This window comes from Streptomyces sp. NPDC051173 (assembly GCF_040689515.1).
Taxonomy (GTDB): domain Bacteria; phylum Actinomycetota; class Actinomycetes; order Streptomycetales; family Streptomycetaceae; genus Streptomyces.
Window position 1 is genome coordinate 1 of the sequence record NZ_JBFBBD010000036.1, and the last position, 26701, is coordinate 26701.

Consider the following 26701-nt stretch of genomic DNA (forward strand, 5'->3'; position numbering starts at 1 on the left):
GGCCGACGAGGTCGAGCGTGGGGTCGGGCTGGACGGCCGGCTTCTCGGGTTCGGGTTTGGGCGTGGGCTTCTCCGACGGCTTCGGGGTCGCCGAGCGCGCGGTCTGCTCCGCAGACACGCCGCGCCGCCGCTACGCGGCGGAAGGAATGCCGCGCTCCGCGCGGCTAGTCGGCCACTCCGTGGCCGGTGCAGCCGACTCCGTCGGCCGCGGCTCGGATCGCTCCGCGATCCGGCCTGGCGGGATCCGCTCCGCGAATCCCTGAAAACGCAGCTACAGCAGGGTGCTGGCGGTCTGTAGGTTTTCTCGGGCCGTGTGCTCGCTGAGATTCCGGCTCTGTGCCAGCGGGCTTGTCGCTGTGACGAGCTGCTTTCTCGTGGTGGCACGAGGCTCCGCTATGTCTCCATCCTAGCGGCTCGGGGCGCTTCGCGTCTCTTCAGGAAGCAGAAAAACTATAGGTTCTCCGGGAGATCGCCGGAGTCCTGTTCATGGGTGCGGCGGGGTTCCGACCAGTCCCCCGGAAGGATCTCCTGCATCAACGTCCCTTGTTCTTGCGGAAGTTGACCAGCCTTGTGCCGTGTGCGCGCCTTGCACAGCCACGGGCCGATCATGACGCGCTCGCCGTCGGCCTCGATCCACTCCCGGGCACCGGGCGGACGGCCATGACGTTCCACGAAGGCGCGCAGCAGGGTGGCGTTCTGTTCGAAGGAGCGGCGGTGGCGCGGGCCGGTGGAGGTGGTGGGCTTCTTGGGCGCGGGGAGCGGAATGTGACCGGGGGTCAGGCCAAGACGGGTGAGGAGGGTCCGCTGGCCGTCCTCGAGTTGGCCCCAGGTGGTGAACTGGCGGTGCAGCCAGGCGCCGGCCTTCACGCCGTCGATCGCTGTGTCCCGGCGCAGCAGGGCGGGGTCGTGTCCGGCTTCGATGTGGTGGCGCAGCAGGTGGTATTTGCGGTGCCAGTCGGGGCCGTACGGGAGCTGCCAGGTGGGGTCGAGGGCGGTGAGCTGGGTGTGGCGGTCGGGGTGGAGGCGGTCTTGGCGGGCGAGGGCGCGTTGGTTGACGAGGAAGGGGCCGCCGGGGGTGGTGGTGGGGATGGCGAGGTGGCCGTGGATGGTGTGGAAGGCTTCGATGGTGGCCATGTGGCTGGCCCAGGCGGCTTCGTGGTCGTCCCAGATCATGTCGAGGTCTTCGAGTTCGGTGATCCAGTCTTGGGTGAGGGTGTGTTGGTGGTAGGCGGTGCGCTGGGTGTCGATGAACTGGCCGAGGCGGTAGCCGTAGGCGTCGGTGTAGTCGGTGGGGACGCGGAGGTGGCCGTGTTCAGCGTGGTAGCGGACGGCGGCCGCGAGTCCTGCGCGGCGGGGTTTGGAGGGGACCGCGCTTGTTGAGGGCCAGGCGATGAGGTCCATGGCGCGGGCGATGTGGCCGGGGTCGAGGGTGAAGTCGAAGCGGAAGCGGCGCGCGAGTAGTTGGTGGGTATCGCGGTCCAGGCGGTGCTTGGTGTTCTTGCGTGGGGCGCGGGCGGCGATGGTCTGGTCGTGGTGGCGCAGAGCTGCGGTGATGAGCCAGAGGGCTTCGTAGGGGGTGTCGAGGAGGTCGGTGGGGTCAGAGTTGGGCGGGGTGTAGGCGGGGATGACCAGGCTCGCCGTCTTCGTGGCGACGGTAGGCGGTTTGCGCAGGGCGCGGCCCAGAGCCTGGACGATGCGGCGCACGCTCGCGGTGCGGTCCGCGAACACGATGGCGTCCACGGCCGGCAGATCGACGCCCTCGCCCAGGACCTGGGCGTTGGTAAGTACGGCTCGGTCGGCTGCGGCGAAGCGGGTGAGGATGTGGTGGCGTTGGGCAGGGGTGTGGGTGCCGTTGATCGACTGCACACTCAAGTCCTCGGTCCAGTCCGGGCGTTGGGCTGCGGGGAGGGTGCGCAGGGTGTGGGGGAGCTGGCGGGCGAAATCGGCGGCGTCCGCGATCTGCTGGAAGTAGACGATCACATGGTGCAGGTCGTGCTCACGCATGGCCTTGAGGACGGCCAAGTGCAGCGCACTCGTACGGCGGGCTGTGGGGCCGAATCCGGTCTGGACGTCCTGGTCGGTGAGGAGGGTGCGTAGGTCGGTGTCGGTGATCGTGGGGATCAGGAGCTGGTAGTCCGCGAGGACTCCGTCGTCGATCGCGTCGGCGTGGGAGTAGGTGTGCAGGCGCGGGCCGAACACCTTCGGGTCGTCCATCGACGCGATCAGTGAAGGCGCCTCCCAGGCGGGGGCGGTCGCTGCGGTGCGTTTGGGTTGCGGACGGGTGTCTGGGGCTTCGGTCAGGCGCGGGGCTTCCCACTCGTAGGGGGTCGCGGTCAGGTACAGACGCCGCTCAGCCGGGACGCGCTGGTTGTCGTGGATCATCGTCCACTCCTTGCCCCAGCTCCCGGCTGTTCGATGCGCCTCATCCACCACCAGCAAGTCGAAGACCGGGGCGGTGAAAACCGAGTGCTGGGCTTCTGCGATCCGTGCCAGGGAGTCGAACGTGACGAACACGATCGCCTTCTCGCGCCGCTTGGTGCGCTGAGCCAGCCAGTACGCCAGGTACTCCCCCGACCCTGTGCTCAGCGCGCCTGCGGCGGCGAGCAGCGGATGTCTGTCGGCGTCGAGCGAGGAGACGGCCATCAACGCCTCACGCCGCTCGTCCGCGCGGGCCGCTGCCGCCCACTGGCCAATCAAGTCCCGCGATGGCACCGCAACCAGCAGATGGTTGATATCGAGGGCTTCGGCGGTGCGCAGCGCGATCAGCGTCTTACCCGTCCCACACGCCGAGACGATATGCCCCCGCGACCCCGGCCTCTTCAGGTGCCGGACCGCCGCCTCGATGGCCGCATTCTGATCCGGACGCGGCACGCGGCGATCCACAGGGGGTTTGGCGGCGGAGGAATCAGCGGGGCTGGCGGGCATCGCGGCAGAGGATCCTTGAGCAGGCGGGGACGGATGTCGGAATGGACGTGGCCTTCATCCTCCCGCACCCGGTGGGCCGCTCGAACGGTTTTGGGTGCCGGCTCTTCTGAAGGGAAGGTGCGGCTTGGGTGGTGAACTCGCGCCGGGTCTGTTCCATTCAGCAGAGTCGCAAGTCGATCCAGGGGATCGTGTCGCCAGGTAGCAGGTATCGCTCGGTCTCGACGAAGCCGTGCTTCAGCGCAAACCGGAGTCCGTCCTCGTTGGAGGACAGAACGACGGTCTCGATCACCTTGGCCCCAAGTTCCCGGGCCCGGTGGAGCCCCCGCTCATAGAGTTCCTCGCCGAACCCCTGCCTGCGGTGTGCGTCGAGCACGCGGGCGATGACTGTGGCCGTCAGTGTTTCGTCCGTCGGCGGGCGCACCGTGCTGCAGCCCACGAGATCGCCATCGAGATACGCAATCTCCAGATGGTTTCGCCTGGCACGTTCCCGTACCTCATCCAGGGACAGCGAATGGGTAGGAATGATCACGTTGTGGGCGTACTGCCAGTCTTTGAGCATGGCGTCGCCGTCCGGCCGCTGAATACGAAGATCAGACATCCCAGCAGGAGACCCGAGGACACCTTGGACGTCAACTCTGCCGGGTATTTCCATGTCTTCGGACAAGTCACGGATCAAGCCATGAGGTCGTACTCCTGCTGGCCGGTCGCGGGGTAGAGGCGCTCGTGCTCGCGGGCGGCGCCAGTAGGAGTCGAGGTCGCCGTTGGCGACGAGGGCGCGGAGCCGTAGGACGGCTTCGGCTCCGTGAAGGCCCCAGCGGGCGCCGTCACCTGCAGCGCCTGCCACTCCTTCACCGTGCAGCCGGGCGTCCCGTTGATGCATCAGGCGCGGCGTCACCTCGCCGGCCATCTCGCCGCGGCGCCGCTGCCCCCGCACCTGCGGATCTGCCAGTGCCGCGAGCACGGCTGCGTCTGGCACCGTCATCCCACACCCTGCTCTGGCCCGCTGCGGCTGCTGCTGATCTGCAGCGACAACGGACGCACCTGGCATCTGGCAGATGTCTGCCGCGGCTGCGCGGGCGTCATCCCCCACGCCGCGGCCGTTCCCGAACCCCCGCTCCCCGCACCCGCACCCGCCCAGCCCTCCACCACGCCGGTCTCGCCCGAGCCGGCAGACGAGGCCTGCGAATGGGTCGAGGCACTGTGAGGCACCATCCCTCTAGTCTTCACACTGCTTGTGAGCTCTCCGCACTCCGGCTCAGCGTGGTGATCGCCACCAGCTCCGGTGGCGTGCAGTCCGCCCGGCTCCAGAAAGCGGCGTGGTCGACGGAGGCGGCTGCACCCCAGCCTCCACGTACAAAGGAGTTGCCACGATCATCCGGTGCCGCAGCCGCTCCGGCGGGAAGTTGCACAGCACGCGGGCATGCCCGCGCAGATACCCAGGAGTCCGGTAGTAGTGCGAGATCATGGAGAAGGCGGACCTGGCCGCGAATTCCTGGTCAGCCAGCCTGGTGGAGGCCAGCGTCCCTGGTGCTGTTGCATCGCCGTGGGCCTCGCGCTGGACCAGGTCAGCTGCCATGGTGTGCAGCCAGTCCGAGCCGGATCCCATCCTGGTCGGCGGGTGATCACGGTGGTCCCGTACATGCTGTCTTGAGCCGCACAGCAGCAGCTCGATGTTGGGGCAGAACTCAGCCGCGCGGTGCGGGCAGTAGCCCTCCTCCAAAGAGGCATAGGTGAAGACGCCCCGGTCGTGGAATCCAACGTCGCTGACTGCGGCGCCGTAGCGGAACGGGCCGCGGAACTCCAGCCAGGCATCGACGCCGAGGTGTCCGCATGCCGCGGGCTCCCATGAGCGCGCCCAGCACTGTTCCTCCAGATGCTCCAGGACGCGCTCCAGGCGTTCGCCAGAGGTGCGCTCTGCGGCCGCACTCTCCCCCACGGCGACGCGACCACCCGAGCCCATCACGCTGGCTTCTGCCTCAACGGCGCGGTTCGTGAACCTTCGTCGCGGCCGCTCGTAAAAATCGTCGAGCTTGGCCATGGACAGATACTGCAGCTCCCGCATTGCCCCGCCTCCGGATCCCTCCGCCGTCGTTGCCGATGGCACTGTCAACTTGGCTGAGGGTCTGCGTGGGATGATCATCGGGTTGATAGTGGGATGGCCGGAGGGGGGCTGTGGTGGAGGCTGAGGTGCCGTCGTACAAGGGGTTCCGCTATCCGGCGGAGATCATCGCCCACTGCGTGTGGCTCTACCACCGATTCCCGCTCAGCTACCGCGAGGTCGAGGAGCTGATGCTCGCCCGGGGCGTGGTCGTCTCCCACGAGACGATCCGGCAGTGGTGTGCGAAGTTCGGTCCCGAGTACGCCCGTCGGCTGCGGCGTCGTCGGCCGCAGGCCGGGGACAAGTGGCACCTGGACGAGGTCTACACCAAGATCAACGGCGAGTGGCGGTACCTGTGGCGGGCCGTTGACCAGGACGGGAACGTGCTGGACATCCTGGTCCAGTCACGCCGGGATGCCAAGGCGGCAAAGCGGTTCATGGCCAAACTGATGAAGAAGCAGTGCCGGGTACCTCGGGTGCTGGTCACCGACAAGCTCCGCTCCTACGGTGTCGCCCACCGGGAGTTGATGGCCTCGGCCGAGCACCGGCAGTCGAAGTACCTGAACAACCGGGCGGAGAACTCCCACCAACCGCCCCGGCAACGCGAACGCGCCATGAAAGGCTTCCGCTCCCCGGGTGGGGCACAACGCTTCTTGTCCGCGTTCAGCGCGATATCACCCCACTTCCGACCCGGCCGCCATCGCCTCACCGCCAGCCAGTACCGCACCACGATGAACGAACGCTTCAACGTCTGGAACGAAGTCTCCGGCCTGTCCACCGTGACCTGAGCTCAAGGCCCGCACCCGGCCCCACCACGACCCGGCACGTCCTCAACCGGGCAAGCCCCGGATAAGTTGACAACGCCCTATGAAGGCCACTGTCTTCGCCGACGGCGAAGGCCGCACCCTGTGGGTCGATGCCCTACGACCTGGGCGTATGCATGACGCGACCGCAGCCCGTACCGCAGGCATCGGCAGATGCTTCGACCAGGTGTACGTGCCTGTCGACGACGGCTACCTCGGACTGAGCAAGGACCATCAAGGCAAGGCACTGACCCAGCCGCGCAAGCTACGCCCAGGCGCGACACTGCCCCTCCTCGAGCGCAACGAACGCCAGCGGCACGAGCACTCCTCCTGGCGGAACACCGTCGAACACGCCCTCGCCGCCCACAAACGCTGGAAACAGCTTCAGCGCTTCACCTACCGCCGAGACCGCCTCCCCGGCACCTACCAAGCCATCGCAACCCTCGTACCCGACCGCACCATCACCACCCGACCAAGGCCCCCGCCTCACCCGCTATCACGCACCAACTCGTTAGGCCGCGATGGCGGTGGCCTGCCGGACGACCCGCAGTACTTCGGACGCCGACTGGTTCAGGTACATGTGTCCGCCTTCCATCTCCACGAAATCGAAGCCGCAGCTAGTCACGTGCCGCCAGTCCTGCGCCTCATCGAGGGTCACGTTGTCGTCGTCCTGGCCGCGTAGCGAGGTGATCGGCACGGGGAGCTTGACCGCCGGATCGTGGAGGAATTCCTCGTACATCTCCACATCGGCGCGGAGCGCGGGCAGGATCAGCTCGCGCATCTCGGGGTTATCCAGAGCCGGATGGCGGTATCCCGCGAACTCCTCGACGCGCTCGATGAACGCCTCGTCCGGCAGGCCCGTCGCGTGCCGGGCCCGGCGCAGGCCGGGTCCCGGCGCTCCGCTCACGAAGAGCCTGACCACCTCGACGTCGGTGCGCGTCGCGAGCTCCTGGGCCAGCGCCAGGGCCAGGACGCCGCCGCTGCTGTGTCCGAAGAGCGCCACCCGGGTCCCCTCAATACTCGACAGCAGTCGGGGCACGACGGTGGCCACCGCCTCACGGATGGTCCGCACCGGATCCTGCTCAATCAGCCGCTCACGCCCAGGGAGTTGTACCGGCACCAACTCGATGTCGGGAGCCGCGTGAGAGCGCCACGAACGGTAGTAGGAGGCACCGGCGCCCGCGAAGGGGACACAGACAAGAGACAGCTTGGACACAGAGGCACTTTCTGATCTTCGGAGAGTTTCCGACATCTGTGAGAATCCCCGGCTGAAGAAGGGGACTTGGGACGGCCGTGGCCGCAGCAGGAGGCTTGAAGCGGTACGGAGACGGCAGGCGCGGGGCGCCTACACCGCGCACCACTAAATGACGGCACAGCAGGTCCACATTGACGTGCATGCTCTTAGGCCGCCCGCGGCCCTGTCAAGGGGGGTCGTGCCGATCGGGCCGCTGCAGCCGAGCGGGCACCGTCCCACGGCCGGTTATAGTCAACCTCCGTGGGCCAACCGCCGTCCACTGCGTCTTCTTGCCCTTGGCCGAATCCCGAGTCGCACTCCGATCCGGGAATCCGCGGGCAGGACGCCGCCCGGCCAGGGGGGCACCATTCCGCCCAGCGACCCGCCCCGCAAGTACCCGTTAAGGGGCTCGCCGCGTCTTCGGCGCCGTCGCCTTCGAGCGCGATGGCCCGTTCATCCCCATTAAGATTCGAGGGTTGACCAGCATGTACCGCACCATGATGAAGTCCAAGATTCACCGGGCCACGGTCACACAGGCCGACCTCCACTACGTGGGGTCCCTGACCATCAGCGCCGATCTTATGGAAGAGGCCGACCTGGTGCCGGGTGAGAAGGTCGACATCGTCGACATCAACAACGGTGCTCGGTTGTCCACTTATGTCATCGAAGGGCCACGGGACTCCGGGCTCGTCGGGATCAACGGTGCCGCAGCACGGCTCATCAGCCCGGGAGACCTCGTCATCGTCATCGCCTACGCCCAAGTGTCCGACGGAGAGGCTCGTGGGTTCAAGCCGCGGGTCGTCTTCGTCGACGAGCACAACCGGGTGTCCCTGACCGGACACGATCCCGCAGAGGCGCCCGAGGAGAGCGCGCTGAAGCGGGGCGACGTGGTGGCCCCCGCCTTGGCCGGGACCCGCGGCCACTGACTCGCAGCCGTCCGCGCAGGGCCATCCAGCCGCTCACCAGGAATCAGGCGTTGACAAGCCCGGGTCGCACTAAGAATATGGATCGCATGCTGGCGCATTGTGCGCAGTGCAGGAACTCGGCTCCGTCAGACCGCTCTCCAGCGGTCCGGGGCCCTGCATGAGCCGCATTGTCGGGTCGGCCCCTTCCGCCAGGCATCGCCCGCGCCCCTCATCCGGCACCGTCGTCCCCACAGCGAGGGCCGACGGTGCCGCCTTCATATCCAAGCCGGCCGTCGGCGGCACTTGCCAGCCTCCGTCCTCGCCGCAGCGGGGCCGGACCGCCACTCCCGGACAGACTCGCTCCCGCGGCCCGTGCCGATACAGCGGTATCGGCCGATCCGAACCAACCCAAGGACGACCGAGATGACCGACGGACCAGACCTGCCCGGTGGTGCGCACCGGGTTCCCTACAGCGATCCCGGGGAGCCCGATCACCGCAGCCCGATGCGCTACCTGTGGTGGCTGACGGTGCGGCAGCGCAAACGGGTCCTGCTCGGCTCCCTGTGGGGCAGCACCTGGATGTGCGCCCTGATGCTGCCCCCCTACCTCATGTCCAGGACGATCGACGAGGGGCTGCGGGCGCGGGACACCGACGCGCTGGCCGGCTGGGTGGCCGCGGTACTCGTGGCCGGAGCCGCCATCGCGGTCCTCGGGATCCTCCGCCACCGCACCATGACCTTCATACGGGTCGACGCGGCCTACCGGACCGTGCAGGTCATCACCCGGCATGTCACCCGTCTCGGCTCCACCCTCCCGCGTCATGTCTCGGCGGGCGAGCTGGCCCACCTGCAGGCCGGCGACATCAGCCGGATCGCACAGACCCTGACCATCACGGGCCCGGGGGTCGGCGCGGCGGTCGCCTACATCGCCACCGCCGTCCTCCTGTTCACCATCTCAGCCGTGCTGGCGGTCGTCGTCCTGCTCGGCGTCCCGCTCCTCGCGGTGACCGTCGGCCCCCTCCTGGAACGGCTGCACGGCGCCGAGGGCGACTACCGGGAACAGCAAGGCGTACTGACCGCCCTCGCCGGTGACATGGTGACCGGGCTGGGCGTGCTGAACGGCATGGGCGGCAAGCCGCTCTTCGCACGGCGCTACCGCGAACGCTCGCAGGCCTTGGTCCCGTTGGGGTACCGGGTGGCCGCGCTCACGAGCTGGGTACAGGCACTCGGCGCCTGTCTGCCGCTCCTCTTCCTGGCACTGGTGACATGGCTCGGCGCCCGCATGGCGGCTGAGGGTTCGATCACGGTCGGTGAGCTGGTGGCCGTGTACGGGTACGTGGCGGCGCTCCTGGTCCCGGTCTCCTTCTTCATCGAGGGTGCGGACGACCTTCCCCGCGGCCTCGTGTCCGCCCGGCGCGTAGTCGACATCCTGGCGTTGGCGCCGGATTCCGACCAGCACGGCGCCCGGGTGGCCGCGCCCACCGGACCCACCCCGCTGCACGACCCGGCGTCCGGGCTGACCCTGCGGCCCGGGCGGCTGACCGCCCTCGTCAGCGCCCGGCCCGACCATGCGCGGGCCGTGGTCGACCGGCTGGCGGGCTACCAGAAATCTGACGCCACCTGGGGCGGCACGAGGCTGTCCGACATCGAGCTCGCCTCGCTGCGGAGCCGGCTCCTGGTGTCCGACAACGACTCCTACCTCTTCGGCGGACCACTGCGGACCGCCCTGTCCGTTCACGACGGCCACTCCCCCGAGGAGATCGAGCGGGCACTGCACGCCGCCGTGGCACAGGACGTCGTGGCGTCGATGCCCGACGGCCTCGACTCCCCTCTGGACAGTCAGGGCCGCAACGTCTCGGGCGGACAGCGCCAGCGGCTCCGTCTGGTGCGGACGCTGCTCGCCGATCCTGAGGTACTGGTGCTCGTGGAGCCCACCTCGGCCCTGGACGCGCACACCGAGGCCACGGTCGCGGCCCGGGTCGGCGCGTTCCGCCAAGGGCGCACCACCCTCGTCGTCGGCACGTCCCCACTCCTGCTCGGACATGCGGACGAGGTCGTCCACCTGGTGGACGGCAAGGTGGCGGCCACCGGCAGTCACGGCGACCTGCTCGCCACCCAGCCCGGATACGCGGCGCTCGTGTTCCGCGGTGACAGCGAGGGCGTCCCCGCGGCCAGTACGGCGCCCGCCCGAGAAGGAGACTCCCGATGAGCCGTACCGACGAGGCCAGGACCCTCCCGGTCGCCGATGCCGCGACGGCACGCCGGGCCAGCTGGCGGCTCCTGAAGGACGACGGCCGGTCCATGGCGGGGATTCTCGTCCTGACCTGCCTCGCCTCTCTCGCGGGACTGGCCGGCCCCTGGCTGCTGGGCCGGATCGTCACCCGGATCGAGGCCGGGGACATAACCGTCTCGCAGGTGGACGGGGTGGCGGCCGCCGTCCTCGCTTTCGCCCTGGCGCAGCTGGTCCTGATCCGCTACGCACGCTATTTCTCGCACCGATTCGGCGAGCGCGCGCTCGCCCGGCTCCGTGAGGAAGTCATCGACGGCGCGCTCGCGCTCCCGGCACGTGTCGTCGACCGGGTGAGCACCGGCGACCTGGTGACGCGCTCCTCGCTGGACGTCGGCACGGTGGCCGCCACGCTGCGCAACGCGGCGCCGGATGTGTTCATCGCCGGCGTCCAGGTGCTGTTCATCTTCGTGGCCGTGTTCCTCCTCGACCCCCTCGTGGGGCTCTGCTCGCTCGTCGGCCTGCCGATGGTGTGGTGGGTCAGCCGCTGGTACCTCGCCCGTGCGCGGGACGCCTACCTCGCCGAGGGGGCGGCCGCGGGCGGCGTGGCCGAAGCCCTGAACTCCACCGCCCACGGTGCCCGGACCGTCGAGGCGTTCGGGCTGCGCCTCCGGCAGAACGGTGCGATCGACAAGGCCGTCGACACGACATACGCCGCGGGCGTGCGCACCCTGCGGCTGCGGACCGTGCTGTTCCCTGTCACCGAGTTCGCCCACTCCCTGCCCATGGCGCTCATCCTGCTGGTGGGGGGCCTCAGCTACCTGAACGGGACGCTGAGCCTGGGAGCGGTCGTGTCCGGCAGCCTGTACATGTGGCAGTTGGTCGACCCCCTCGACCGTGCGCTCGCCTGGGTCGAGCAACTCCAGCGCAGCGGTGCGTCGTTCGCCCGGATCAAGGGCGTCGGTCTGGTGGCAGAGCAGCCGCGGTCCGAGGTCCGGAAGCCCGAGGACGACCGCATCACGGTCAGCGGGGTGCGCTACTCCTACACGGGCGCGCGGGACGTGCTGAGCGATGTCGGCCTGCAGGTACGACCGGGCGAGCGGCTGGCGGTGGTCGGTCCCTCGGGAGCCGGCAAGTCCACCCTCGGCAGGCTACTGTCCGGGGTGGACCTGCCGGACGCCGGTGACGTGCTGGTCGGCGGTGTGAAGGTAGCCGATCTGGCCGCATCCGGCGAGCTGGGCACCCGTATCGTCCTAATCACTCAGGAACACCACGTGTTCATCGGCACCCTCCGGGAGAACATGACGATGGCGGCCCCGGACGCCGACGACGAGGCCGTCCTCGAGGCGCTCGCCATGATGGAGGCCGACTGGGTACGGGACCTCCCCCACGGGCTGGACACCGTGCTGGGCGCGGGCGGGGTCGAGCTGGAAGCCTCCCAGGCGCAGCAGCTCACGCTCGCCCGGGTCCAGCTCGCGGATCCGCACACGCTGATCCTCGACGAGGCGACGGCCCTGCTGGATCCCACGACCGCCCGTCAGGCCGAGCGGGCCATGGCCGCCGTCCGCTCGGACCGCACCGTCATCGCCATCGCACACCGCCTGCAGACCGCCCACGACGCCGACCGCGTCGCGGTCATGGAGGCGGGCCGCATCGTCGAGCTCGGTACGCACGACGAGCTCACCGCCGCGAACGGGCCCTACGCCGCCCTGTGGCGCTCCTGGAACGGCGAAGGCTGAGCCGCTCCCCTCCACGAGTGCGCCTCCCGGCCAGGGCCGGGGGGCGTTCTCGTTTCCCTGCCTCCTTTGTGCCCCGCTGCACCCCTCCGAAGGGACCCCGCACCTCCATGGTTGCCACGAAGCACGTCGAAGCGGCCGAGAAGTTCGACCTGGTCTGCCTGCTCTGCAAGAGCGTGTTCCCGCCCGCTCTCGTATACCGATGTCCGAGCTGCTCGGGCGCGTTGGAGCCCCGGTACACGCTGGACCGGCTGACCCGGTACGACCACGCGGATCCGGAGCAGGTCTACTTCGACCTCCTGCCGCTGACGGCGCGGGGCTTCCTCGACAGCGGCGTGACCAGGCGGACGCCATGCCGGCCGGCGCCGCGGCTGGGCGCGGCCATCGGGGTCCCGGATCTGTGGGTCAAGGACGAGTCCCAGCAGCCGACCCGTACCACCAAGGACCGTCTCGCCGCGCTGGTGCCGGCCGTGCTGCGTCAGTTCGGCGTCAAGGAATTCGTCGCGTCGAGCACGGGGAACAGCTCGACCGCTCTCGCACGGGCGGTGCAGATGGATCCCGCGATGCGCGGGATCTTCTTCTGCGGCGAGGACTTCGTCCGCAACCACTCCGTGGCGCAGGACGAACGGACCTCACTGACCGTGGTCGCGGGAAGCTATGTGGCGGCGGCCGCCGAGGCCCGCCGATTCGCCGCCGCGCGCGGGCTCCACCTGGACGCCGGGTTCTTCAACTGGGCCCGGCGGGAGGGTCTCAAGCTGGCCTACCTGGAGGCCCTGGACGCGATGGACCGTACGCCTGACGTCGTGGTGCAGGCCGTGAGCAGCGGTATGGGCATGCTCGCCGCGCACAAGGGGATGCGCGAGTACCTGGCCCTCGGCGAACTCGACCGGATGCCGCGGTTCCTCATGGTTCAGGAGCAGTCCTGCGCGCCGTCGGCCGACGCCTGGGCGGAGGGCCGGACGGAGCTCACCGCGGACGACGTGATCGACCAGCCGTCGGGACTTGCGACGGCCATCCTCCTCGGTGACGGCTCGCCCTACTACCCGTACCTGCACGCCATCGCCACGCGGACCGGGGGGTCGATCGTCCGGGCCTCCCGCGAGGAGCTCGTCGAGGCGCGGCGCCTGCTCGCGGAACTCGAGGAGATCGACGTCTGCTACGCCTCGGCGGCCACCGTCGCGGCGGTGCGCGACGAGGCTGCGGCGGGCCGGATCCGACCGGACGAGACGGTCCTCCTCAACCTGACCGGGCGCAGCCGGATGGTCGAACCCTCCTGATCCCTCCAGCCCCGGCGGCGACGGCGGGTCCCTTCTTGTCTTGTTCTGATGACGGAGAAACAGTGGCAGACCACAAGTTCGGGCAGCACGCAGACCGTGACATCGCGATCGTCGGAATGGCGGGGCGCTTCCCCGGTGCCCGCGATCTAAACGAGTTCTGGGCGAACGTCCGCGACGGCGTGGAGTCCGTCTCGTTCTTCACCGAGGAGCAGTTGATCGCGGCCGGTGCGTCGCGCGAGACCATCGCCCAGCCGAACTTCGTGCCCGCCGGTGCCTGTCTCGACGACGTCACGGGGTTCGACGCGGGGTTCTTCGGTTACACCGCGCGCGAGGCGGAGACGATGGATCCGCAGCACCGCGTGTTCCTGGAGACCGCCTGGGAGGCTCTGGAGCACTCCGGCTACACGCCCGCCCAGGTAGACGGACGCGTCGGCGTGTTCGGCGGGGCCGGCACCAACAACTACCTCGCCAACATCTACTCGAACCCCGAGGTCGTCGACAGCACCGGCGGAACGCAGGTCCTCCTCGGCAACGAACTGGGCTTCCTGGCCTCCCGCGTCTCGTACAAGCTCGATCTGCGCGGCCCCAGCGTCTCGTTGCGCTCCGCGTGTTCGACCTCGCTCGTGGCCGTCCACCTCGCCTGCCGCTCGCTACGCGAGGGGGAATGCGACATGGCCCTGTCCGGCGGGGTGTTCATCAACGCGGAACACAACCAGGGCTACCTGCACCAGGAGGGGTCCTTCCTCTCTCCCGACGGTCACTGCCGGCCGTTCGACTCCCGGGCCGCGGGAACGCTGTTCGGCAGCGGGGCGGGGGTGGTCACGCTCAAGCGCCTCAGTGATGCGCTGGAGGCGGGCGACACCGTGTACGCGGTCATCAAGGGTTCCGCCGTGAACAACGACGGCGCGGTCAAGGTCGGTTTCACGGCGCCGGCGGTGACCGGCCAGGCGGAGGTCGTCCGCGCCGCCCTCCGTGACGCGGGCACCCCGGCGTCGGCCATCGGTTATGTCGAGGCACACGGCACGGGCACGGTCATGGGCGATCCGATCGAGATCCGCGCCCTGACCCAGGTGTACGAGGGGGTGCCGGCCGGCACGGTGGCCCTGGGCTCCCTCAAGTCGAACATCGGTCATCTGGACGCGGCGGCGGGCATCGCCGGGCTGCTGAAGACCGTGCTGTCGCTGTGGCACGAGACGCTGCCGCCGACCCTGCATTTCGACTCCCCCAATCCCGCCATCGACTTCGCGGCCGGCCCGTTCGCCGTCCAGCGCGAGCGCGCCCCCTGGCCCCGGTCGCGGCGGCCCCGGCTGGCCGGGGTGAGCGCCTTCGGCTTCGGCGGCAGCAACGCCCACGTCGTGCTGGAGGAGGCGCCGGCCGCTCCCGCCGCCGGGGAGTCGGCCCGCTCCTCGCAGCTGCTGGTGCTCTCCGCCCGCAGCAAGGAGGCGCTGGACGAACTGAGTGAACGGGTGGCCGGAGTCCTCCGCACCGGCGGGACACCCCTGCGGGACGCCGCCTACACCGCGGCGGTGGGACGGCATGTCTTTCCGGTGCGCCGCATCGTCACGGGCCCGGACGTTCAGGCCGTGGCGGACGCCCTGGCGGCCGCCGATCCCGCACGCGTCGTCGACGGCCACCACGAGGGCGGCCGGCCGGGCGTCGCGTTCCTGCTGAGCGGTCAGGGCGGCCAGTACCCGGGCATGGCGGCCGAGCTGTACGCGCAGGAGCCGGTGTTCCGCCAGGCCGTGGACGCCTGTACCGGGGCCCTGGGCGGGAGCGGGACCGGTACCACGGTACGCGACCACCTCCTCGGCGACCGGGAGTCGGCGGAGGCGGCCGCCGCGCTGAACCAGACGGAAGCCGCGCAGCCCGCGCTGTTCGTCCTGGAGTACGCGCTCGCCCGCATGTGGGAGTCGTGGGGCGTGAAGCCCGCGGCGCTGCTCGGGCACAGCCTCGGCGAGCTTGTCGCGGCCTGCCTGGCGGGGGTGTTCACCCTGCCGGACGCACTGCGGCTGGTGGTGCTCCGCGGAGCGCTGATGCAGCGCCGGCAGCGGGGTTCCATGCTGAATGTGGTGGCGGACCGCGACTCCGTCCTGGGCCTGCTGCCGGAGGGCCTCTCGCTGGCCGCCCACAACGGCCCGAAGGACTGCGTGGTGGCCGGTTCCGAGGCGGGGGTGGCGGCCTTCGCCGGGAGGCTCGCGGCCCTCGGGATCCCCACTCATCCGGTGGCGACGTCGCACGCCTTCCACTCGGCCCTGATGGCGCCGATGGTCGAGGAGTTCACGGCGGCCGTCGCGGCGGTCCCCCGCCGGGAGCCCTCGGTGCCCTTCGTGTCGAACGTGACGGGTACCTGGATCACCGCCGAGCAGGCACAGGACCCGGGGTACTGGGGCCGGCAGATCCTGAGCCCGGTCGAGTTCGCCACCGGGGTGGGCACCCTGGCAGCCGATCCGGATCTGGTGTTCCTGGAGATCGGCCCCGGCACCACCCTCAGCAGCCTGGCACGCCGTGTCCTCACCGGGTCCTCCGCCCGCCTGGTCACCGCCACGCTGCCCCACCGGCGGGACGGGCGGCACCCGGTGGAGGCCGCGCAGCGCGCGCTCGGCCAGCTGTGGCTGAACGGCTGCGAGCCGGACTGGGACGGCGTCCACGGGCACGAACCGCGCCGGCGAGTCGGCCTGCCCACGTACCCGTTCCAGCGGCAGCGGTACTGGCTGGAGCGGCGCACGGGCCCCACCGCGGAGCGCGGATCCGCGCGACGACGGCCCGATGTCACCGACTGGTTCCAGATCCCCTCGTGGGAGCGCACCGCCCTGCCGCCCGCGCGGCCCGACCGGGCCGGCGAACGCTGGCTGGTGTTCACCGATGCCGTCGGGGTCGGCGAGGCGGTGGCGGCCCGCCTGCGGGCCGCCGGTGCCCTGGTCACGGCGGTGGCGGCCGGACCGGCATGGGAACGGCGGGACGGTGGCGGGTTCACGATCGACCCGCGCGACGCGTCGCACTACGGCCGTCTGGTCCAGAGCCTTGCCGAGGACGGCTCCGTACCCGCGTTCGTCGCCCACTGCTGGGGCGTCACCGACGGCCCCGCACCGCGGGAGGCGCTCCAGGAGGACACCGAGTCGCTGTGGCTGGGGTTCAACAGCCTGCTGTTGCTCTCACAGGCCCTCAACGGCCTGGCCGACGGGGCCGAGCGCTCCGTGTGGGTGGTGAGCAACGGGATCCACGACGTGATCGGGTCCGAACCGCTCATGCCGCTCAAGGCCACCGTGCTCGGGCCCTGCCGGGTCCTCCCCCGGGAGCAGCCCGGGCTGGCCTGTCGCAGCGTCGACATCGTCCTGGACGGCTCGTCCCCCGACGCGCACGCCGCCCGGCTGGTCGCCGAGTTCGCCGTACCCCCGGCACACGCCGCGGTGGCGCACCGGGGGCCGCACCGCTGGTCCCAGACCTTCGCGCCCGCCCCGCTGCCTCCCACGGAGGAGGGGACCTCGGCCCTGCGCGAGGACGGTGTCTACCTGATCACGGGCGGCACCGGTGGCCTCGGGCTGGCGCTCGCGGCCCATCTGTCCGGGCCGGGCCGCAAGCTGGCCCTGCTGGCGCGCACTCCCGTACCCGCGGAGCACGGGGCGGAACGGCCCGGGGGGCCCGCTCCGGCCGGGACCCTCCGGAAGCTGCGGGAGATCAGGGAACGGGGCGCCGAGGTCCGGGTGATCGCGGCGGACGTCTGCGATCCCGCGCAGACGGAGGCGGCGGTGTCCCAGGTCATGACCGCCTGGGGGCGGATCGACGGTGTATTCCACGCAGCCGGGGTCGTCGGCGGCGGGCTCGCGCAGCTCAAGACCCTTGAGGAGGCCGCCGCCGTCATGGCGCCGAAGGTCGGAGGAACCCTCGCTCTCGAACGGGCCCTCGCCCCTGTGAAGCCCGGCTTCATGGTGCTCTTCGGTTCCAACTCCGCCAACGTGGGCGACTTCGGGCTCGTGGACTACGTGGCGGCCAACTGCTTCCTCGATGCCTACGCCCGCTCCCGCGCCTCGGGCACGGGGGCCTCGCCCCGCGTGCTCACCGTGGACTGGGGTCCGTGGCAAGAGGTCGGCATGGCCGTCGCGGCGGATCCGGGCAACGGGCTGGCGCAGGCCCGGGGCAAGGACCTGGCCGAGCGCGGCATGGCTCCCGCCGACGCGATCGAGGCACTGGAGCGCGCTCTGTCGGGCTCGTACGAGCCCCAGTTGATCGTCACGCCCGTCGACGCGCGCCACCTGGTCGAGAACGCCTTCACCCTGCGCGGGCAGGACCAGGAGGCCGACGAGAGGCTGAGCGGTCTGGACGCGCCCCGGACCGTGCACCCGCGCCCCGAGGTGCCCAGCGCCTACACGGCCCCGCACGGCACGGTCCAGCGCCGTCTCTGCGTGATGTGGCAGGAACTGCTGGGCATCGAGCAGGTCGGTGTCGACGACAGCTTCTTCGACCTCGGCGGAAGCTCCCTGGTCGCCATTCAGCTCATCTCCACCGTCAACCGGTCGCTCGGCACGTCGCTGACGGTCGCCCAGCTCTACGAGTCCCTGACGATCGCCCGCCTGGCGGCGCTGGTGGACGGAGGAGGCACCGCCCCCGCCGAAGACGTCAGGAACTCGCTCGAAGAGGTCCGCAACCGTGCCGGCTCACGGCGTCAGCAGCAGCAGAACCGCATGGCCCGCTCCCGCAACCGCCGTCAGCAGTGAAGCAAAAGGAGACAGCAGTGCAGGTGAACGCGGTTCAAGGTGCTGACCGGGGCATTCCCGGCACGGCGTCCGCGGGCACGGAGGCGCAGTACCTGCCCTCCCAGCCCCGCACCCCGCGCCTGACCCGGCTCGTGGAGGAGGTGCGGGCCGCGTTGCGCGCCCGGCCGGGGGCTTCCGCCGAGGTGGCCAGCCGGGAAGTGGCCGCGGCGCTCGCCCCGCACCTCGGACGGGCCGGCCTACTGACGCCCGACCAGCAGGAGGCCGACCCGGGCGGGTACAGGCAGCACGTCCTGCACGTCGAGGCGGACGGCTCCTTCTCCGTCGTCGCCCTCGTCTGGCTGCCGGGCCAGCGCACCCCGGTGCACGACCACGTCTGCTGGTGCGTCGTCGGCATCCACGAGGGTGCCGAGGAGGAGACCGTCTACCGCCTCTCCGGCGATCCGGAGGAGCGTCATCTCCTCGCCGTGGACACCACCACGAGCGGGGTCGGTGCCGTCGCGACCCTCGCTCCGCCGGGCGACATCCACGACGTCCGCAGCACGGCCGCCGGCCGGGCCGTCTCCCTCCACGTCTACGGAGCGGACATCGGCCGACTCGGCACCAGTATCCGCCGGGTCTACGAACTGCCGGTTCGGCAGGCGGAGGACCCGTCGCGCCATCAGTCCAACAGTGTGGGGAAGTGACGTCATGGGCGACAAGTCAGCTCACGGCATAACGGCAGAGACCCTGCCGGACCTGTTCGCGGCCCAGGTAGCCAGAACTCCCGAGGCCGTCGCGCTCGTCGCCGACGGAGTCTCGCTGACCTATGCCGAGCTCGACGAGAGGGCACACCGGCTGGCGGTGTCGCTCGTGGCGAAGGGCGCGGGCCCCGAGACGGTCGTCGCGGTGCGCGTACCGCGTTCGGCCGAGCTCGTCGTCGCGCTGTACGCCGTGCACAAGGCCGGGGCCGCGTACCTGCCACTCGATCCGGACGGCCCGGACGAGCGGAGCCGGCGGATGGCCGAGGATGCCGGGGCGCTGCTGGTACTGACCGCCGAGGAGGTCGGACGGGCGGCCGAGCCGGGCCCCGCGGACCCCGCGGGCCGACCGCTTCCGTCCCCCCACCCGCTGAACACGGCCTACGTGATCTACACCTCGGGCTCCACGGGGCGTCCCAAGGGAGTCGCGGTGTCCCATGCCGCGATCGTGAACCGCCTCCGCTGGATGCAGGCCGAGTACTCCCTCGGCGACGACGACCGCGTGCTGCAGAAGACCCCCGCGGGCTTCGACGTGTCGGTGTGGGAGTTCTTCTGGCCGCTGTGCGTCGGGGCGTGCCTCGTGGTGGCCGCCCCGGGCGGACACCGCGACCCCGCCTACCTCACGGAGGTGATCCGGGCACAGCGGATCACCACCCTCCACTTCGTGCCGTCCATGCTGCGTCTGTTCACCGACGAGCCGACCGCGGGCCGGTGCACCACCGTGCGCCGGGTGTTCGCCAGCGGTGAGGCCCTGTCGGGCGAGCTGCGGGACCGGTTCTTCGAGGTGCTCGACGCCGAACTGCACAACCTCTACGGGCCCACCGAGGCCGCCGTGGACGTGTCCTACTGGCGGTGCCGGCCGGACGACCGGCCGGGTCCGGTCCCGATCGGCCGGCCCGTGTGGAACACCCAGATGTACGTCCTGGACGCCGGTCTCCGTCCGGTCGGTCCCGGCGTGACGGGAGAGCTCTACCTCGCGGGCGTCCAGCTGGCGACGGGGTACGTGGGGAGGCCCGGGCTGACGGCCGAACGCTTCCTTCCCGACCCCTTCGGCCCTCCCGGCACCCGCATGTACCGCACTGGGGACCTCGCCCGTGTCCGCGAGGACGGGGCCGTCCACTACGCCGGGCGCACCGACCACCAGGTAAAGGTGGGGGGTGTCCGGATCGAGCCCGGTGAGGTCGAGGCGGTGCTGGTGCGTCATCCCGCTGTCGCCGAGGCCGTGGTGACCCCTGCCGACGACGGCTCGGGCGGAACCCAGCTGGTCGCCCACGTCGTGCCCGACCCGGTCGCTGCGGCGCCCCTGCGGAACCTGTGCCGGCTGGAGCGGGAGGGAGCCCTGGACTCCGGTGAGCTGCACACCCTCCCCAACGGCATGGTGATCGCCGCCAACAATCCGACCGAGACTGACTTCCTCTACCGGGAGATCTTCGAGGGCCACGAGTACCAGCGGCACGGCATCGTCCTGCCGGAAGGATCCCGCGTCTTCGACGTGGGGGCCCACATCGGCCTGTTCTCCCTCTCGGTCGCCCGGTCGTGCCCGGGCAGCGTCATCTACTCGTTCGAGCCCATACCGCAGCTGTTCCGCCTGCTCGATCTCAACATGCGGATCCACGGGGTCGACGCGCGGCTGTTCCCCTGCGGCATCGCGGAGAGCTCGGGGAGCGCCACATTCACCTACTACCCGCAGCTCTCGATCATGTCGGGGCGGTTCGGTGACCTCGCCGAGGAGCGCGGCGTCCTGGAGGTGTTCGTCCGCAACGAGAGTCGCGGTGGCGAGCCTCCCGCTCCCGGCAGCGAGGCCGACCTGGACAGTCTGCTGACCGAACGGCTCAGGCACGTGGACGTCACCTGCGCGCTGCGGACACTCTCCGACGTCATCGAGGAGACCGGCGTCGACCGCATCGACCTGCTGAAGATCGACGCGGAGAAGAGCGAGCGGGAGGTCCTGCTCGGGCTGCGTGACGAGCACTGGCCCCTCGTCCGCCAGCTCGTCATCGAGGCCCACGACCTGCCCGGACAGGTCGACTGGATCCGGCGGCACCTGGAGGCAAGGGGGTACCGAGTCGCGGTCGACGGTCAGCACATGCTCGAGGACACCGGACTGGTCACCGTCTACGCGGCCCGGGCCCGCACGGCGGACACCCCGTCCTCCGGCCGGGCCGGTGCGCACGGAGTGCCCGCGGTCCCCGGCGGGGGCTGGTCCGACCCCGGCCTGTTCGGCGAGGACGTGCGGCGGGAGGCCGTTCTGAGCCTGCCCGGACCGATGGTGCCCTCGCGGTTCGTGATCGTCGACGTGCTGCCCCTGACACCCAACGGCAAGCTGGACCGTGCGGCCCTGCCGGCTCCACGGACCCGGGCCGCCCAGACCTTCACCGCGCCCCGCGATCCCGTCGAGGAGGTGCTGTGCAGCCTGTTCGCCGAGGTGCTCGGTGCGCGGGCGGTGGGTATCCACGACGACTTCTTCCAGCAGGGCGGGCACTCGCTCGCCGCCATCCGGCTGATGGGCCGGATCCGGGCGGTGTTCGGTACCGAGCTGACCGTGCGCAGCCTGTTCGAGGCTCCTACGGTGGCGCGTTTCGCAGCGCTGCTGGGCCGCGACCCGGGCGGGGACCCGTTCGCGGTGCTGCTTCCCCTGCGGGCCACCGGCGCGGCCGCGCCCTTGTTCTGCGTGCACCCCGCCGCGGGTGTCGGGTGGGTCTACTCGGGGCTGCTGCGGCACATCGGGGACGACCGGCCCGTCTACGCGCTGCAGGACGCGGGGCTCACCGGCGGGGAGCCGGCCGCGGATGTCGAGGAGGTGGCCGCGGGCTATGTGCGCCTGATCCGCTCGGTGCAGCCTTCCGGCCCGTACCACCTGTGCGGCTGGTCGTTCGGAGGGCTCGTGGCCCAGGCCATGGCCACGCTCCTGCAGGAGGCCGGTGAGACGGTCGCCCTGCTCGCGTTGCTGGACGCCTACCCGCTGTGCGACCGTGCCGTGCCCGCCGCGCTCTCCCCGGACGGGCTGCGGGAGCTGCTCGTGTCCCTGGGGTACGGAGTGCCGGACGCTCCCGGGTCTTCGATGACCCCTGCGGAGTTCACCGAGGCGGCCGGCACCGCCGGCGGTGTCCTCGCCGATCTGGAGGAGCGGCAGGTCCTGGCCATGGCCGGCACGTTCCGGCGGAACGTCGTCCTGGCGCACGGCTTCCGGCCCGCCGTGTTCGACGGTGACCTGCTCCTCTTCACCGCGGCGGTGGGCCGGCCCGGGGACGCGCCGTCCGCGGGAGACTGGTCGCCCTACCTGACGGGCCGGGTGCGCACCGTGGACATCCCTTGCGCCCACGGGGAGATGACCGGCCCAGTGGCCATGGCGGACATCGGCCCCCGTATCGCGGAGAGGCTGTCCGGTGTGGCCTCCCACCGGGCTGGGTGAGCGGGCACTCCTCGCACCGCGGCCCCTGCCCGGAACCCGTACGCACCAGGCCCGTTCGGCCGAGCGGTCAGCTCGGCCGAACGGGCCTTTCCGTGCTGTCGGGTGTCCGCCGTGGTCAGCCGCCGACCGTCGCGGCGCCCACGACGGACTCGGGGTCCCCGGCCACCCGCTCCAGCAGGGCCGTGTAGCCGTGCAGGAGTTCCCGCGCCGCCTCGGCGGTGAAGAGGTCGGCCGCGTAGGTAAGGCGGATTCCGATGCCGTCGGGCGTGCCGTCGGCCGTCCAGTGCTCCGTCAGCTCGAACCGCAGGTCGAACCGCGCCAGCTGGTCCGGCAGCGGCTCGGTCCGCACGTCGAGGCCGGGCAGCGACAGGTCGGGCAGGGTGTTGTTCTGGAAGGCGAGCATGACCTGGAACAGCGGATGGCGGCCCGCCTCCCGGTCGGGGTTGACCGCCTGGACGATGTGGTCGAAGGGCACCTCCTGGTGCGCGTACGCCGCGAGACCGGTGGTGCGGACCCTCGACAGCAGCTCTCGGAACGTAGGGTTTCCGTCCGTCCTGGTCCTCAGTACCAGGGTGTTCACGAAGAAGCCCACGAGGTCGTCGAGGGCGTCGTCGGTGCGTCCGGCGACCGGTGTCCCGATCGCCACGTCCGTGCCCGCCCCCTGTTCCGTGAGCAGGGCGGCCAGTGCCGCCTGGCACACCATGAACAGGCTGACTCCGCTCCCGGCCGCCAGCGCGTGCAGCGGGTGCTGCACGGACACCGGGATCCGAGCGTCGAGATGCCCGGCCCGATACGAGGGGGTCCGCGGGCGTTCGGCCGCGGCGGGGATCTCCAGCCGGTCTGGCAGTCCGGCGAGTTCCGCGGTCCAGAAAGCGGTCTGGCGGTTGAGCTCCGACTCCGGCAGGTCGGCACCACCGAGCAGCCGGTGGGCCCACAGGGTGTAGTCCGCGTACTGCACGGCGAGGTCGCTCCACGCCGGCCGGATGCCCGCGGCCGACGCGGCGTACGCTCGGGCGATGTCCCTGGCCAGTGGGGTGAGCGACCAGCCGTCGCACGCGATGTGGTGCACCACCAGCAGGAGGACGTGCTCCTGCTCCCCGAGCACGAACAGGCGGGCCTGTACCGGTGTTTCCTCCGTGAGGTCGAACGGGTGGCGGGCCCCGGCGGCGAGCAGGCCCGGCAGGTCCTCCTCGGTGGTCACCACGAGCGGCAGCTCGACCGGCGCCTCTTCCGGTTCGAGGACGACCTGCTGCGGGACGCCGTCCCAGTCGGGGAAGGCGGTGCGCAGGCTCTCGTGCCGGGCGACGACGTCGTTGACGGCCCGGTGCAGGGCGGCGCGGTGGAGCGGCCCGGTCAGCCGGAGCGCCATGGGCATGGTGTAGTTGCCGTTCGCGCCCTCCAGCCTGTTCTGGAACCACAGGCGGCGTTGCACCGGCGCCAGCGGCAACTCCTCCGGCCGCTCCATCGGTTCCAGCGCCGGACGGGCGGCCGCGGGCCGCTCGTCCAGCGTCCCGGCGAGATGGGCGACCGTCGGGGCCTCGTAGAGGGTGCGCAGGGCGACTTCCACGCCCAGCTCCCGCCGGATCCGGCCGATGAGCCGCGTGGCCAGCAGCGAGTGTCCGCCCAGGTGGAAGAAGGAGTCGTCGATCGTCACCCGGTCGAGACCCAGTACCTCGGCGAACAGCCCGCACAGGAGCTCTTCCCGCTCCGTCCGTGCCGCGCGGCCGGACGAGGCCGCCTGGAAGTCGGGGGCGGGCAGTGCCTTGCGGTCGGTCTTGCCGCTGCCGGTCAGCGGCACCTCGGAGAGCGGCAGGATCAGCGCGGGGACCATGTACTCGGGGAGCTGTCCGACCAGGTGTCCGCGCAGCCGCGTCCCGTCGTGCGGCCGGCCGGGGTCCGCGGGGACGGCGTACGCGATGAGGCGGGGCCGGCCCTCGGCGTCGGGGCGGTCGACGACCACCGCCGCCTGCACGTCCGGGTGGGCCGCGAGGACCGCCTCGATCTCGCCCGGCTCGATCCGGAAGCCCCGTATCTTGACCTGTCCGTCGACGCGCCCGTGGAACACGAGACTGCCGTCGGAGCGGCGGCTGACCAGGTCACCCGTGCGGTACATCCGCCCGTCGGACGGGTCCCCGAAGGGGCATGCCGGGAAGCGCTCCGCCGTCAGTCCGCTCTGGTTGAGGTACTCGTCGGCGAGGCAGGCGCCCGCGAGATGCAGTTCACCGACCACGCCCACGGGAACGGGGCGCTGCCACGTGTCGAGCACATAGGTCCTGGTGTTCCACACGGGGCGGCCGAGGAGGACCTCGGGGCCGTCCACCTCGGCGTAGAGGCTGTCCGCCCCGGCCTCGGACGAGCCGTAGAAGTTGACCAGCCGCGCGCCCGGCAGGAGGGAGCGGAACTGCCGTACGAGTTCGGGGGTGAGGGCCTCACCGCTGGACACCCAGAGCCCGCAGGACGTCAGGTCACGCCGGCCGGCTTCCTCCAGCAGCGCTCCCAGCAGGCTCGGGACGACCGTGATCCGGCACGGTCCCGTGCCCTCGATCATCACGGCGAGGGCGATCGCGCTGCGGGCGGTCCCGCTGTCGGCGAGAGCGATCCGGGCTCCGTTCAGCAGGGCTCCCAGCAGTTCGACGGAGCCGTCGACGAAGCTGAGGGTCGTCTTGGCGATCACCGTCTCGCCCGGCTGGTACGGGAACTCGGCGGCGTACCAGGCGATGCGGTTGAGGACGGAGCGGTGGCCGGCCACGACGCCCTTGGGGCGGCCGGTGGACCCCGAGGTGTAGACGATCCATGCCGGGTCGGCGGCCGTCGGCTCGGCAGGGCGTTCCCCCCGCGTTAGGTTGCCGGCGGACAGGCCCTCCGTCAGGGCGCGGAAGCCGTCGTCGCCCGGCCCCGCGACGACGGTCGGCACGTCCGCACCGACGACGGACAGCAGTTCCTCCGTGGTGAGCACGACGTCGGGCTTCGCGTCGTCCAGCATGAACCGGACCCGCTCCGCCGGAAGCTGCGGGTCCACCGGAACGTAGGCGGCACCTGACTTGAGAGCCGCGAGCAGGGCCACCACCATGTCGGTGGAGCGGGGCAGCATGAGGGCGACCCGCCGTCCCGGGCCCGCTCCACGGCCGAGGAGCAGCCTCGCCAGCCGGTTCGCCCTGCCGTTCAGTTCGCGGTACGGGACGGCGGATCCCGCGAAGACGACAGCGTCGGCGTCGGGGGTGCGCTCCGCCTGCGCCTCGAACCCGCCGGCCAGGGTTCCCTCCGGGATGTCCCGCACCGGTCCGTGCCAGCGCTCCAGGAGTTCCTCCTCCTCACCCGGGAGCAGGGGGACCATGTCCCGGAGGGTGCTCCCGTCCCCCGCGGCCATCATCCCCAGCAGTCCGACGAGCCGGTCGAGCCAGGACCGCGCCTCCTCGGCCGTCATGAGGTGGGGCTGGTAGCCGAGGCGTATCTCCAGCTCGGTGCCGGGCACGACGGTGAGGGTGAGGGCGTAGTGGGTCGCGTCCGCGATGTCCGCGCCGGTCAGCGTGAGGCCCGGGGCCAGCTCGTCGCCCGTGGCGGCGTCGACCGGATAGTTCTCGAAGGCGGTCACCGTGTCGAAGAGGGCGGGCAGCCCGGTGAGCCCGTGCAGGTCCTGAAGTCCCAGGTGGTGGTGGGGCAGCAGGCGGGCCTGCTCGTCCCGCAGCCGGCCCAGGTAGGAGGGCACGGACTCGTCGGCGTCGAGCCGCACCCGTACCGGAACGGTGTTGGTGAGCAGTCCGACCATGGACTCGACCCCGGGCAGCTCCGGAGGCCGGCCAGACACGACGGTGCCCAGGACCACGTCCTCGCTGCCGGTCATCCAGCCGAGCAGCAGGCCCCACGCTCCCTGCACCACGGTGTTCAGGGTGACCTGGCCGCGGGCGAGAGCGCCCAGGGCCCGCGTCCCGGCCTCCGGCAGCACGGAGACCACCGTGCGGGGCGGCTCCTGGTGCCTCGGGGGCACCGCAGCGGTGGAGGACGCCACCATGGCCGGCTGGTCGAAGCCCTCGAAGGACTCCCGCCAGGCCGCCACCGCCTCGGCGCGATCCTGGTCCGCCAGCCACTCCAGGTAGGAACGGAACGGGGCAGGCCCGGGAAGGCCGGCGGCCTCTCCGCCCTCGGTGTAGACGTGGAAGATCTCCCGCACCAGGACCGGGAACGACCATCCGTCGAGCACCAGGTGGTGGTTGGTCATCACCAGGGTCCACCGCTCGTCGCCGATCCGGATCAGCCTGAAACGCACGAGCGGGGGACGTTCGAAGTCGAAGGGGCGGCGGCGGTCCTCGGCGATGAGCCGCTCCCGTCGGGCGGCCCTGTGCTCCGGGTCCGCGCCGCGCAGATCGGAGGTGGACCACGGGGGCACGGCGTCACGGACGACGAACTGCAGGGGGTCGCCGCCGGCACGGGTCCTGAATCCGGCGCGGAGCGCGGCGTGCCGCCGTACGACGGTCGTACAGGACCGGGCGAGGCGTTCGGGATCCAGAGGGCCCGTCAGGTCGAGGGTCAGCTGCGCGGTGTAGAGGTCGGACGCCGCCCCGGCGAGCCGGGCGTGGAAGTACAGCCCCGACTGCAGCGGGGTGAGGGGGTAGACGTCTTCCAGTCGGGACGTACGCAT

Annotated in this window: 13 protein-coding genes and 2 pseudogenes; 10 read left to right on the forward strand and 5 right to left on the reverse strand. The window is 71.0% G+C overall.

The window, feature by feature from the left end; all coding sequences use genetic code 11:
- Window positions 1-450 precede the first annotated feature (450 nt).
- Both AB0435_RS19800 and AB0435_RS19805 read right to left on the reverse strand, forming a co-directional pair.
- Complete coding sequence (locus tag AB0435_RS19800) at window positions 451-2925, reverse strand: Helicase associated domain protein (RefSeq protein ID WP_366427540.1); 2475 nt, start codon at window positions 2923-2925, stop codon at window positions 451-453.
- Between the two features lie 157 nt (window positions 2926-3082).
- Window positions 3083-3523 carry a GNAT family N-acetyltransferase gene (locus AB0435_RS19805; RefSeq protein ID WP_366427541.1) on the reverse strand — a complete coding sequence of 147 codons (441 nt, stop codon included), beginning with the start codon at window positions 3521-3523 and terminating at the stop codon, window positions 3083-3085.
- Window positions 3524-3727: 204 nt separating this feature from the next.
- Here AB0435_RS19805 and AB0435_RS19810 point away from each other — a divergent pair, with 204 nt between their 5' ends.
- Window positions 3728-4129, forward strand: coding sequence for a hypothetical protein (locus tag AB0435_RS19810; protein ID WP_366427572.1), 402 nt, complete (start codon window positions 3728-3730; stop codon window positions 4127-4129).
- 51 nt (window positions 4130-4180) lie between these two features.
- Here the strand turns inward: AB0435_RS19810 and AB0435_RS19815 are convergent, their stop codons facing one another.
- Window positions 4181-4987 carry an SAVMC3_10250 family protein gene (locus tag AB0435_RS19815; RefSeq protein ID WP_366427542.1) on the reverse strand — a complete coding sequence of 269 codons (807 nt, stop codon included), beginning with the start codon at window positions 4985-4987 and terminating at the stop codon, window positions 4181-4183.
- Window positions 4988-5097: 110 nt separating this feature from the next.
- Here AB0435_RS19815 and AB0435_RS19820 point away from each other — a divergent pair, with 110 nt between their 5' ends.
- Both AB0435_RS19820 and AB0435_RS19825 read left to right on the forward strand, forming a co-directional pair.
- The gene (locus AB0435_RS19820; RefSeq protein ID WP_366427543.1) at window positions 5098-5811 is read left to right on the forward strand and encodes an IS6 family transposase; all 714 of its coding nucleotides are present in this window, start codon (window positions 5098-5100) and stop codon (window positions 5809-5811) included.
- Between the two features lie 79 nt (window positions 5812-5890).
- Window positions 5891-6283: pseudogene (locus AB0435_RS19825) on the forward strand (transposase family protein); the annotation flags it as partial.
- A gap of 54 nt (window positions 6284-6337) precedes the next feature.
- Here the strand turns inward: AB0435_RS19825 and AB0435_RS19830 are convergent.
- The gene (locus AB0435_RS19830) at window positions 6338-7078 is read right to left on the reverse strand and encodes an alpha/beta fold hydrolase (protein WP_366427544.1); all 741 of its coding nucleotides are present in this window, start codon (window positions 7076-7078) and stop codon (window positions 6338-6340) included.
- Between the two features lie 467 nt (window positions 7079-7545).
- Here AB0435_RS19830 and panD point away from each other — a divergent pair, with 467 nt between their 5' ends.
- The 7 genes and pseudogenes from panD to AB0435_RS19865 form a co-directional block, all read left to right on the forward strand.
- On the forward strand, window positions 7546-7986 hold the full coding sequence (gene panD, locus AB0435_RS19835; RefSeq protein WP_366427570.1) for an aspartate 1-decarboxylase: 441 nt from the start codon (window positions 7546-7548) through the stop codon (window positions 7984-7986).
- 402 nt (window positions 7987-8388) lie between these two features.
- Window positions 8389-10173: an ABC transporter ATP-binding protein gene (locus tag AB0435_RS19840; protein WP_366427545.1), complete on the forward strand. Its 1785-nt coding sequence runs from the start codon at window positions 8389-8391 to the stop codon at window positions 10171-10173.
- Entirely contained in the window at window positions 10170-11930 is a 1761-nt protein-coding gene (locus AB0435_RS19845; RefSeq protein WP_366427546.1) for an ABC transporter ATP-binding protein, read from the forward strand. The genes AB0435_RS19840 and AB0435_RS19845 overlap by 4 nt, the downstream gene beginning before the upstream one ends.
- Window positions 11931-12037: 107 nt before the next feature.
- On the forward strand, window positions 12038-13204 hold the full coding sequence (locus AB0435_RS19850) for a pyridoxal-phosphate dependent enzyme (protein ID WP_366427547.1): 1167 nt from the start codon (window positions 12038-12040) through the stop codon (window positions 13202-13204).
- 62 nt (window positions 13205-13266) lie between these two features.
- A complete protein-coding gene (locus AB0435_RS19855) occupies window positions 13267-17916 on the forward strand; it encodes an SDR family NAD(P)-dependent oxidoreductase (RefSeq protein WP_366427548.1) in 4650 nt (1549 codons plus the stop codon).
- Window positions 17917-17939: 23 nt separating this feature from the next.
- The gene (locus AB0435_RS19860; protein WP_366427549.1) at window positions 17940-18599 is read left to right on the forward strand and encodes a cysteine dioxygenase family protein; all 660 of its coding nucleotides are present in this window, start codon (window positions 17940-17942) and stop codon (window positions 18597-18599) included.
- 40 nt (window positions 18600-18639) lie between these two features.
- Window positions 18640-22065, forward strand: a pseudogene (locus AB0435_RS19865) (amino acid adenylation domain-containing protein); the annotation flags it as partial.
- A 115-nt stretch (window positions 22066-22180) separates the two neighbouring features.
- On the opposite strand, the gene AB0435_RS19870 reads toward AB0435_RS19865, so the two are convergent.
- Window positions 22181-26701 carry an amino acid adenylation domain-containing protein gene (locus AB0435_RS19870; RefSeq protein WP_366427550.1) on the reverse strand — a complete coding sequence of 1507 codons (4521 nt, stop codon included), beginning with the start codon at window positions 26699-26701 and terminating at the stop codon, window positions 22181-22183.

Excerpts from the sequence above, each read along its gene's own strand:
- AB0435_RS19800 (WP_366427540.1), bottom strand. The coding sequence starts at position 2,925 with ATGCCCGCCAGCCCCGCTGATTCCTCCGCCGCCAAACCCCCTGTGGAT.
- AB0435_RS19850 (WP_366427547.1), top strand. The coding sequence starts at position 12,038 with ATGGTTGCCACGAAGCACGTCGAAGCGGCCGAGAAGTTCGACCTGGTC.
- AB0435_RS19805 (WP_366427541.1), bottom strand. The coding sequence starts at position 3,523 with ATGTCTGATCTTCGTATTCAGCGGCCGGACGGCGACGCCATGCTCAAA.
- AB0435_RS19815 (WP_366427542.1), bottom strand. The coding sequence starts at position 4,987 with ATGCGGGAGCTGCAGTATCTGTCCATGGCCAAGCTCGACGATTTTTAC.
- panD (WP_366427570.1), top strand. The coding sequence starts at position 7,546 with ATGTACCGCACCATGATGAAGTCCAAGATTCACCGGGCCACGGTCACA.
- AB0435_RS19830 (WP_366427544.1), bottom strand. The coding sequence starts at position 7,078 with ATGTCGGAAACTCTCCGAAGATCAGAAAGTGCCTCTGTGTCCAAGCTG.
- AB0435_RS19870 (WP_366427550.1), bottom strand. The coding sequence starts at position 26,701 with ATGCGTACGTCCCGACTGGAAGACGTCTACCCCCTCACCCCGCTGCAG.
- AB0435_RS19845 (WP_366427546.1), top strand. The coding sequence starts at position 10,170 with ATGAGCCGTACCGACGAGGCCAGGACCCTCCCGGTCGCCGATGCCGCG.
- AB0435_RS19840 (WP_366427545.1), top strand. The coding sequence starts at position 8,389 with ATGACCGACGGACCAGACCTGCCCGGTGGTGCGCACCGGGTTCCCTAC.